Consider the following 9,188-nt stretch of genomic DNA (forward strand, 5'->3'; position numbering starts at 1 on the left):
CGTCTCAGCTAGTAACGTCGCAAAACCACGATAGGCAAACAGAGGCGTGCCGGCGGATCTTTGGCAAGGATGCTCATTGGAAAATGGTACGCGGCAGCGATCTGCTGAAAAGAGCGACGGCCTGTTTCAAATGCTTCATCGGCGGTTAGTTGCTAGCCGTTATCGGTGCTCACGCGTATCAGGGGATTGTCATTCGATCACTACCCACCACAAATTCCTTGGAGGTTAGTCATGGGCGACGGCACTCAAATTGCTGACTCACCAAATCGTGAGCCGGTTGTTCTTCACCGTTCCGACTGGGCGTCGCACGATCAACATTGGAAGGGCGTCGTTCAGGGAGGGGATATCGGGACGGGAGTGACGGTGTTGTTCTATCGCACCGACGAGATTGGAGTTGGGCCTCTCTGGCACGTTCATCCCTACGACGAAATGTTCATCGTTCGCAGCGGTCACGCTCTCTTCACGATTGGTGAGAAGAAGGTCGAAGCCAAAGCGGGCGACATCTTGCTCGGCCCAGCCAATGTGCCCCACAAATATCACAACCTCGGACCTGGGACGCTCGAGACAACCGACATTCACGTCTCCGACCGCTGGATCCAAACCGATCTCGATGACCCTGAGCTGATGGCTGACTGACGCATCGTCCCAGGCAGCGATGAAACGTTGTCACCTTCTTCCGGTAGCACTCCAGGGTTTCGCGTTCAGCTTGCAAAGTAAGGGGACGAGGCCGGTGCCCGTCGCGAATCCAGGGAGGCGGCCAAGTCAAACAATTCGCGGTCGACATGGAGGGAGAATCGGAAACGGCGATCCGCCTAGCGGCAACCGCACCCTCGTCACATCCATTTTGTCCGCCGGCAAGTCAGCGTTTTCTGGTGTGCTTGCGAAACATGTATGACGAGGATCGAATCGGAAACCCAGGTCCGATCTCGGTCCAAGTTGCGAAATGAACTTGTAGGCTTGACCGCGCCGAATTACTTCGACGATCGATGTCGCGATCTTAGTCAGTGGTCTACACAAGGTTCCGGTTTCCCCGCCCATAACAAGAGTCAGCGTACACCGACTCGCAGTCCACAAACAATTTGCTGCACGAACTGACGCATCCATGCAGAAAATTGAAACTATTGTTGCATCGGATTCCCCTGCCTCCGACAATCCATGTTGTCCCTGTTGATCCGAACTGAACCGTTCCCCCTTCATCTTTTTCGAGTGTCTACGATGCTGCGTTGGATCCGAATCTTCTTTCTGTTATGGGCGATCGTTCCAGTGATGTCTCTGGCGAGAGCCCAGGAATCGGACACTTCTACAACGAATGAAACGTTCTCGCTGAAGCTTTCGATGCCAACGCCGATCGTTCATGTCAACACCGAGGGTGACCTGGCACTATGTGCTCAGTTGCTTCCTGCCGGTTTCGATGATGGAGAGAAACAACTCGGCACAGCGGTGGTCCGGTTAGTAACCGTCGATCTTGATTCCCGTAGGCTGCTTGAACAAACTGATTTGCCAGCCAAGGCATACGGATTTGGAATCGGACAAGAACGCTTGTACATTGCAACTTTGGATACCGGTGAAATCAGTGCGTTGGATGCACGCACTCATGAACTTCTTGACACTCAAAGCCACGAAGATTGCTTTGGGCAGTTGGAGGTCGTGGCAAATCGACTCGTTTGCTCATCAGAAGGACATCTGCGACTCAACTTAAAGGACTTGACCGATTCCAAGCGTTGGGCCGGCCTTGATCCTGCAACGCTTTCGAAAAATGCTCCATTGCGGCGGCATGCTGAGGTTTTTGCAGTTGAGGGAGCTTGGCATTTGGACGGTATGATGTTTGGCGAAGCGATGAACCCTTTGTTGATCGTGGACGGACGCATGGCAAGGGAGCAGCTGTTTGGTTTTTGGCGAATGGGAATACAGGACGTGAGACCGATTGCCAGCATGGCGTGTCGTGATCTTCCATTGACCGTGGTCGTATCGCCGAAGGGTTACGCGAGTGAAGAGGTAGGGATGGATCTCGTGGCGAAAGTGTTTTGCAAACATCAGACATCCCCTCTCGCAGAATACGACATCGGAAAAGTTGATGGCAAGTACTTCAGGATGCAAGGGGAGAGGGTCGTTTGGAAACGGCGTGAAACGTCATCTGGGAAGGCTTTCGGATATGCACTATTCGGACGATACAAGCCATTGAGGACACAGTTCTATTTGGGTGACGACAACAACATCCCGCTTGCAATGGCGAACGCCCATCATCGTGTGGTCATTGCGTCAGAGGGTTTTCTCCATGTGATTGACTTTGGCGATTCGATTCGAGAGCAGGTTGAGAAAATACCGCGTTTGAAGAAGCAACAGACATTTTTGGCGATCTCGCTTGTTGACGAAGAGATCGTTCTCAAACATGAGTTGTGGGCACCATTGCCCGAAGTAAGATTTGCCGTTTCGGTGCCATGCATCTATGGGAAAGATCGTGCTGTCGTAGATGCATCGAGTGGTACGGCGCGGGTTTCAGCGAAACAGTTGGAAGAAGCAATTCAGAATAAAATTGCCATGCTTTCTCCCGAGAGACTGGATTCTCATGAACAAAAGGCGGTGACGTACTTCAAACAGGCATTTGGCAAACCGCCGACCGGGCGATGTTTTCTGCAGCCGGTGAACGTGACAGCAGTCGCTACCAGTGAGGGAAGAGAGGTTGCCGATTCGCTCAGATATTCAATGATCGTTGAAATCCCGGAGGCGACCTTTCTGAGCCTTCAGCAAAACAAAGATTCGGTTCGAAATCAAATCACGGCAAAATTGCAGCAGGCGGAGCAAAAAGCCAACCTCGCCAAGGCAGCAGCGAATCAGAAGCGGAGGCAAGAGATAGCGAACGAAAAAGCATTGGAGAAATGGCGAGAGGACCGATTCAATTTCATCGTTCGTTCTTTTTACGGTAGTCTTGCTATGCTCGCTTTTTCCTTTTTAGTCTTGAAGTTGTGGCAATGGAGGCGTGCTTTGTTGCAAGAAATGGCATCGGCGGATTCTGGTGTTGTTGTTTCGGATTCCCAGGGGCTACGTGCAGGGTTACTCACTATCCACTGGAGCATGATTGCTCTACTGGTAGTCGGGTTGCTGCCGCTAATGGAAGCGGCGTGTGAAGCGGTCGGGGTGATCTCTGAGATCGGAATTCCGATGGGGCCGCTCGTGATCTTTGCGTGCTGTTGTGTTGCGGGCATTCTTGCCGGAACGGGGCTGTGCATCACTGGTCCTGAATCTCTTGGTTCCAGGTTGTATGCAACCGGCACGCTTGTTTTGGGAATCGCCTCAGTCCTTGTGCTGGGCGGTTTTGTAATTGGGGTATTTCTTAGCGTTGGTCTTCAGGCCACTGAGTCGAGTGCGTTGTCCGTCCTTATGCGTTTGCTTGCATGGACGAGCATGATCCTGTTCGTTTCGGCCTGCGTTTCAATGCTGCTTTTTCTTCGCACCCTCGCTGAGTCACTGCAACACCATGGGGGGATCATACGCGCAAACGTTGCAATGGTTGGGGCTGCTCTTTGTGTTTCGCTTTTCGTGTTGTGTTATGTTCATGCATGGAATTCATCCGGGCGGGCTACCTACTTGGAAATGATGCGCGGCGTGGTGTTTTTATGGGCCGTGATCGCATGCGTTGCGTTTGCCATCTACATGATCTCCGTAGGGTTGATTCGAGATCTTGCCAAGCTACTTGGGCGTGATTGATTCTGTCGAGCCGATTGGTTTGTTTATGCAAGCTTGTCGAGATCAGTCGCGAGCATGCGTCGCAGTTTGCGATATGTCTTGTGAAGGATTCAATGTCAATGGACCCGTTTGAGCAGATCTGGGAATCGTCGCGGACAAATGGTTTTTCCTGGGGCTATCCGGCTGAGATGACCCAAGAAGGCCACATGGGATTGATTGTTGATGGCGCCAACCGAGCCTTTGGTCCACTGATCTACGGCTTCCAGGCCTTTTCGCTTTTCTGCGTTGTCGCCGTGGCTCTGTTCGTGATCCGTGCCATGATGTTCCAGCGACCAGTCGCTCCGCCACTCGAAGCCACGCCCGAAGACGAAATCAATGTTGCAACGGATCTGCCCACCTCTGACAATCCGTATCATCCACCTGCGGACCCGAGCTGAACCGTTTCCTCTTCCGTTTCAAGACGAAGCAGGGACGAAGACCATCCGCGACGCAATAATGCCCCGTCGCCTTTTGGACGTCCACAACAACAAGATCCTATGAGCGAATACCAATACGTGGCCTTTCGTGCCGTTGATCGTGCACTAGATGATAAACAACTTGAGTTTGCTGCACAGCAATCGTCGCGTTCAGAGCTTTCTCGGTGGGAGATGTCGGTTGAGTATCACTACAGTTCGTTTGGTGGTGACGTTGATGGCCTGCTGCGGTGTGGCTTTGATGTGCATCTAGCCTACGCGAACTACGGTTGTCGTGAGATCAAACTGCGCTTGCCCAGCGGCCTCCCCTTTTCAAAGTCGACGCTCAAACCGTTTCTCAACTGCGACGGGATTGCTTGGAAGAAAGATCCCAAAGGCAAAGCCGGGATACTGAAAGTTTGCCCTTTTCTTGAACCTGGTGAGATCGAGGACGTCTGGGATTTTGATGATTACTTGGATTCGCTGGCGAAAGTCCGTGAGCAACTGATCGGCGGGGATTTGCGAGCGTTGTACCTGTTGTGGTTGTGTGCTGCGTACGATGACAACGAAGACCCGGAGCAGACCATTGAACCTCCTGTGCCGCACGGTCTGGACACGATGCCATCAGGCAGCAGCGATTTGCTGCCGCTCTTTGGATTGGATCCGTTGACGTTGAAAGCCGCAGCGGATGGCGTGCCGAAGCTTGTCCCGCAGACCGACGAAGAAGATCCGATTCAGGAATGGTCCCGTTCGATCAGCGAGGCGCGTTCGCGTGCTCTATTGCGCCGGTTGTTGAAAGAGGATCCTGCGTCACTCAAAGCCGAATTGCTTGCCGAGATTCGCGATTCTGGATCGGCCGCTGATTGGCCCACGACGGTGCGAGGCCACTCGCTTGATGAGCTGCTTCTTTCGGCGAATGAATTGCGAGAGAAGGCGAACGCAGCGAAAAGGAAAAAAGAACTCGCAAGGGCCAAGCGAGAAGCTGCGAAGGCAGAGAAAGAACGCCAAACGCGAATGGAAAAGATGAAAGCGTCGCCCAAGACCTGGCTCGCCAAAGCTGAGAAGACCGTGGCTGCTCGCGGCACGGAAAACTACAAAGCCGCCGCCGAAATCCTCGCCGATCTTCGCGAAGCCATCGGAGGAGAGAAGGGAAAGAAGCTTGCTCACAATTGTGCCGAGAAGATGGCCAAAGCCCACCCCACGCTCAGCATGCTCAAGTCGTCGTTGCGGAAACGTGGGCTATTGAACTGAGTCTCTCTACCAGGACGGCATTCCCGTCTGCATGAGATGCGTTGCTTCTAAATTGTCAAATTCAGTCGCGTCGAATGGGCCGCTCCATTGCATGTGCTCCTCATGCTCAGGATGCTTGGGATTGCTGAGCGCTTCGAGGTATTCGTAGTAGCCCCAGATGCCGCCAACGTCCTCCGGCGGACACGCGTTTTTACCGGCGGTGCAACGTGGATAGGTGACGTCGGGTTTGGGAACAACGATTTTCTCCAGCACGATTTTGTGTTCCCAGCCATCGCCGAAATCATAGTCGTATTGCATCTTCAGTTTGGCACCTTGCATTGCAACCAGCTTAGCAATCGTGATTCCTGAGTAGGATTGGGCCCACTCCATCATCCCATGCTCGAGACCACGCGGATCCACATAGCAGGCTTCCCCGATTACAAACTGATGCAGGTGAGAGTTCGTCCAGCCCATTGCGGCCTGAATCAACTCATGCAGTTTGGCGAGGGAAACGTCACCAGTTTCGATGCGTCGCCAAATCGGCGGTTTGGAACCCGACAGCGTGATCTTGATGACGTAGATTTCAGCGGGTGGCTTGTGTTTCTTGTTCGCGAGAGTTGGCCGGGCTTGCTTCTTTGTATCGGGATTCGTCATCACCCACTCACGGACGACCCGAGTGATCTTGCCGCCAGACCATTTGGGGATCAGCGATTCGTCAATGAGAATCTGAATCGATCGTGGAACCCCAGGCTCGCGATGAATGAGTCCTTTCTTTTGCAGCATCTTCATCATCTGGTTGACCGACGGTGGTGAGACACCGATGGCCTCCGCAATTTCAGATTCCGCGGGCGGCAAACCGAAACCAGCGGTGTAGGCATGGATGTAAGAAAGATACCGGCCCTGGGTTGGGGTGAAATCGGCCATGGAATGGTCTTTTCAAGAGAATGACGACAACATTGCCGGCTCAGTTTAGCAACGGGCGAAGGAGAGGTGTCGGATCGAAATGGTGGCATAGGCTTCCAGCCTGTGTTCCACGCAATCACAGGATGCTATCGAATCTCGTCACTCTCGTAGGGTTGCAAGCTATCGGTCGCGACGTATTCAGTCTGGTTGGAGAGAAATCCATCCAATGATCCAGCGAGTCGCAAGATCGCATTCCAGTTCTCCTGGGTGTAGGGCTGGGAATGCGCCAGGTTATTGCGAAGGCTTTCAAGCTCTTTGACGATGCGGCGGATCTCATTTCGTGAGCGATTCCAAAACAGTTTTCTTAGCTCGTCTGACTTCGCAAACAACTGACCTTTGTCTGACAATTGCAAGCAGTCGACCAATTGCACCTGCTGGTTTCGTCGTACTCTTTCGGCCTGCAGTTGTTCCGCTTTCTCGATCCTGGTCGGCGACAAAAGTTCGCGCCAAGCATCGCTGGGCAACGCTTGCTGGAGCACGCGTGTGATGCTCATCTCAAACAGAGTGATCGTGCCGAACAACCACATGCGCATGGGTGGCTTCTCTAAGTCACCTCGCATGATCACACCAACTGGCTGGCCCAGCGTCGAAACCAAAACAAACGACGTCTCGTCCAAAAGACCAACGACTTGTTGCACCGGTGTCGTCGTTTCCACCACCGCCACTTCGGCAAGCGGTAACATTTGCTCGTTGATCGGTCGGTCATCAATTTGGTCTTGATGCAAGAGACCAGCGACAACGCCCTTGTGACGAATGCCCAGTACCGACAACGGCCGGTCCAGCATGAACTCACGCAGTGTGTCGAGTGCGGCGGTGTCATCAAAAGAAGCAAGCGGCTCGGCGAGATCGCGAGCCACAATGCTCTCTCGAAACACGCGACGTAAACTACGGACGGTCGAAGATGTGTCAGTCATGCGAATCAAGGTATCACGGGCAATTGCGTTGGAACATCCATAGGCAATTCCCCATTCATTCGCCATCCGCACTCGCACTATTGGGCGAGCCCTTCGAACCCGTGCGAGATGAGTTTTCCTGTTTCCTGCGAAGAGGTGGAGTCTTCCGTTTCGTCACCGTGAGCGGCCCGAATTGCCGAAGAAAGAGTGACCAGCCTAGCAAGCAACCATATCTTCTCCAGTGTGTACGGCGGAGTTCAATCTCAGTCGTCCTGAAAAGACTCTGCCAACGTTCCATCGTCGAAGCAAACGCGTGCATGATGTTCCAGCGACCGTTCAACCCACCGCAGGAAGTAGTTCGGGAAACCGGAACCACACCAACAATCGACAGGCCTGTCTTGGCAATCTGTCTCGGCCTCCAACGGCCCTGGTCTGAACCGTTTCCGGTTCAATTCCACAGCGAAGCAGGGCTGAGTATCCTCCGCGAGCCCAACAATGAACTCCGGTTCCTTTTTCGGTCTCTTGGGTTAAGCAGGTTCTTGATAAATTGAGGGGACGATAAAGTTTGCTTTGCTGCAACCGAAATGACCTAATAAGTAGGAAGAGACTGTTGGCAAAAAGAAAGCGAACCTATCGCTGCGTTAAGTGACTGTTAAAAAAGCAAGGGAGTAGATATGGGCAGAACGCTGCAGCATACCGGTATCCGCGTACCACTGTTGGTGGCGTACTCACTCGAACTCGCCGAAGAATGGCATCCAACGAAGAACGTCAAATTCAAGCGGGATGAGGTTCCGTACAATAGCAGCTACCGGGCTTGGTGGAGGTGCAGGAAGGATCACCGGCATGCGTGGCAAGCTAGCGTTGCAACCCGAGCGATCGAGAAACAAGGTTGTCCCTACTGCTCGGGCCGGCAGGTGCTTCCGGAGGATTCAATCGTTGCGTTGTTTCCCGAAGTTGCTGCTGAATTCCATCCGACCAAGAACGATGCCGCGCGGCCAGAGCAGTTTGCGCCGAAGTCGAACAGACGCCTTTGGTGGCGATGCCGGATTGATTCATTTCATGAGTGGGAGTCTGAAGTTCGTAGTCGGACGGAAGGCAGCCAATGTCCCCAGTGTCGGAAGCTCAACAATTCGTTAGCTCGCAAGTCGCCACAATTAGCAGCTGAATGGCACCCAACCAAAAATGGCTCGCTTACGCCTGAGATGTTTTCGAGCACCAATCCTCAGAGAGTTTGGTGGCAATGTAGTGAAAACCCAGAGCATGAATGGAGGGCTGCCATCGAAACCCGAAAACGCGGTAAAGGTAGCTGCCCGATGTGTCGCTCGGGAACAAAGAATCGGTCGAATGCTTCATCAGGAAAAGTCGCTACACGGCGCGGATTGAACGAAACTGCCCCAGAGCTATTGGACTACTGGCATCCAACGAAGAACGGGGCAACGACACCGGAAACCGTTTCACATGGCTCCAAGGCGAAGGTCTGGTGGCAGTGTCCCAAAGATCCTACTCACGAGTGGCAAGATCCGATCAAAAAGGTTCACGGTCGGCAACGCAAATGCCTGATGTGTGTTAGCCCGATCAAGCAAGGTGTCGTTCGGGCAGAGGAATCGATCGGTCACGCCTATCCTGCCCTTCTTGCCGAGTGGCATCCAACTCTCAATCCTGGCGTTGATCCGATGACCGTGTCGCCGGGTAGCTCTAGAAAAGTGATGTGGCAATGTTCAAACGATCCCGAGCATGTCTGGAAGGCTCACGTTTTTCGTCGAACGAAAGGTGCGGGCTGTCCTTTTTGCAGCGGGTTACGAGCTGACTCAAAAACTTGCTTAGGAAGCGTTCGGAAATAACTTCGGCAATCGTGTAAAATCGCAGGGTCATGACTCCACGGAGGCCAATTATGAACAACGTTTACGGACCGGACATCGAAAATCAGATGCAGCAACTCTACGAGTCTTTCAACGAGAAGGACCGT

General features: G+C 53.1%; 7 protein-coding genes. 5 read left to right on the forward strand and 2 right to left on the reverse strand.

Annotated elements, in window-relative coordinates; all coding sequences use genetic code 11:
* Nucleotides 1-231: 231 nt before the first annotated feature.
* From CEE69_RS18860 to CEE69_RS18880, 4 genes are all read left to right on the forward strand, one after another.
* Nucleotides 232-636, forward strand: a complete 405-nt coding sequence (locus CEE69_RS18860) for a cupin domain-containing protein (protein ID WP_099262152.1) — start codon at nucleotides 232-234, stop codon at nucleotides 634-636.
* 579 nt (nucleotides 637-1,215) lie between these two features.
* A complete protein-coding gene (locus tag CEE69_RS18870; protein ID WP_099262191.1) occupies nucleotides 1,216-3,705 on the forward strand; it encodes a hypothetical protein in 2,490 nt (829 codons plus the stop codon).
* A 92-nt stretch (nucleotides 3,706-3,797) separates the two neighbouring features.
* Entirely contained in the window at nucleotides 3,798-4,121 is a 324-nt protein-coding gene (locus tag CEE69_RS18875) for a hypothetical protein (protein WP_233215385.1), read from the forward strand.
* A gap of 99 nt (nucleotides 4,122-4,220) precedes the next feature.
* On the forward strand, nucleotides 4,221-5,387 hold the full coding sequence (locus CEE69_RS18880; protein WP_099262154.1) for a hypothetical protein: 1,167 nt from the start codon (nucleotides 4,221-4,223) through the stop codon (nucleotides 5,385-5,387).
* Nucleotides 5,388-5,393: 6 nt separating this feature from the next.
* On the opposite strand, the gene CEE69_RS18885 is transcribed toward CEE69_RS18880, so the two are convergent.
* Both CEE69_RS18885 and CEE69_RS18895 read right to left on the reverse strand, forming a co-directional pair.
* Entirely contained in the window at nucleotides 5,394-6,290 is an 897-nt protein-coding gene (locus CEE69_RS18885; RefSeq protein WP_099262155.1) for an IS1096 element passenger TnpR family protein, read from the reverse strand.
* 125 nt (nucleotides 6,291-6,415) lie between these two features.
* Nucleotides 6,416-7,243: a Swt1 family HEPN domain-containing protein gene (locus tag CEE69_RS18895; protein WP_233215386.1), complete on the reverse strand. Its 828-nt coding sequence runs from the start codon at nucleotides 7,241-7,243 to the stop codon at nucleotides 6,416-6,418.
* Between the two features lie 653 nt (nucleotides 7,244-7,896).
* On the opposite strand from CEE69_RS18895, the gene CEE69_RS33695 reads away from it, so the two are divergent.
* Nucleotides 7,897-9,063, forward strand: a complete 1,167-nt coding sequence (locus CEE69_RS33695; protein WP_099262158.1) for a zinc-ribbon domain-containing protein — start codon at nucleotides 7,897-7,899, stop codon at nucleotides 9,061-9,063.
* The last annotated feature ends 125 nt before the right edge of the window (nucleotides 9,064-9,188 follow it).

Origin of the sequence: Rhodopirellula bahusiensis, assembly GCF_002727185.1 — a bacterium.
Lineage (GTDB): Bacteria > Planctomycetota > Planctomycetia > Pirellulales > Pirellulaceae > Rhodopirellula > Rhodopirellula bahusiensis.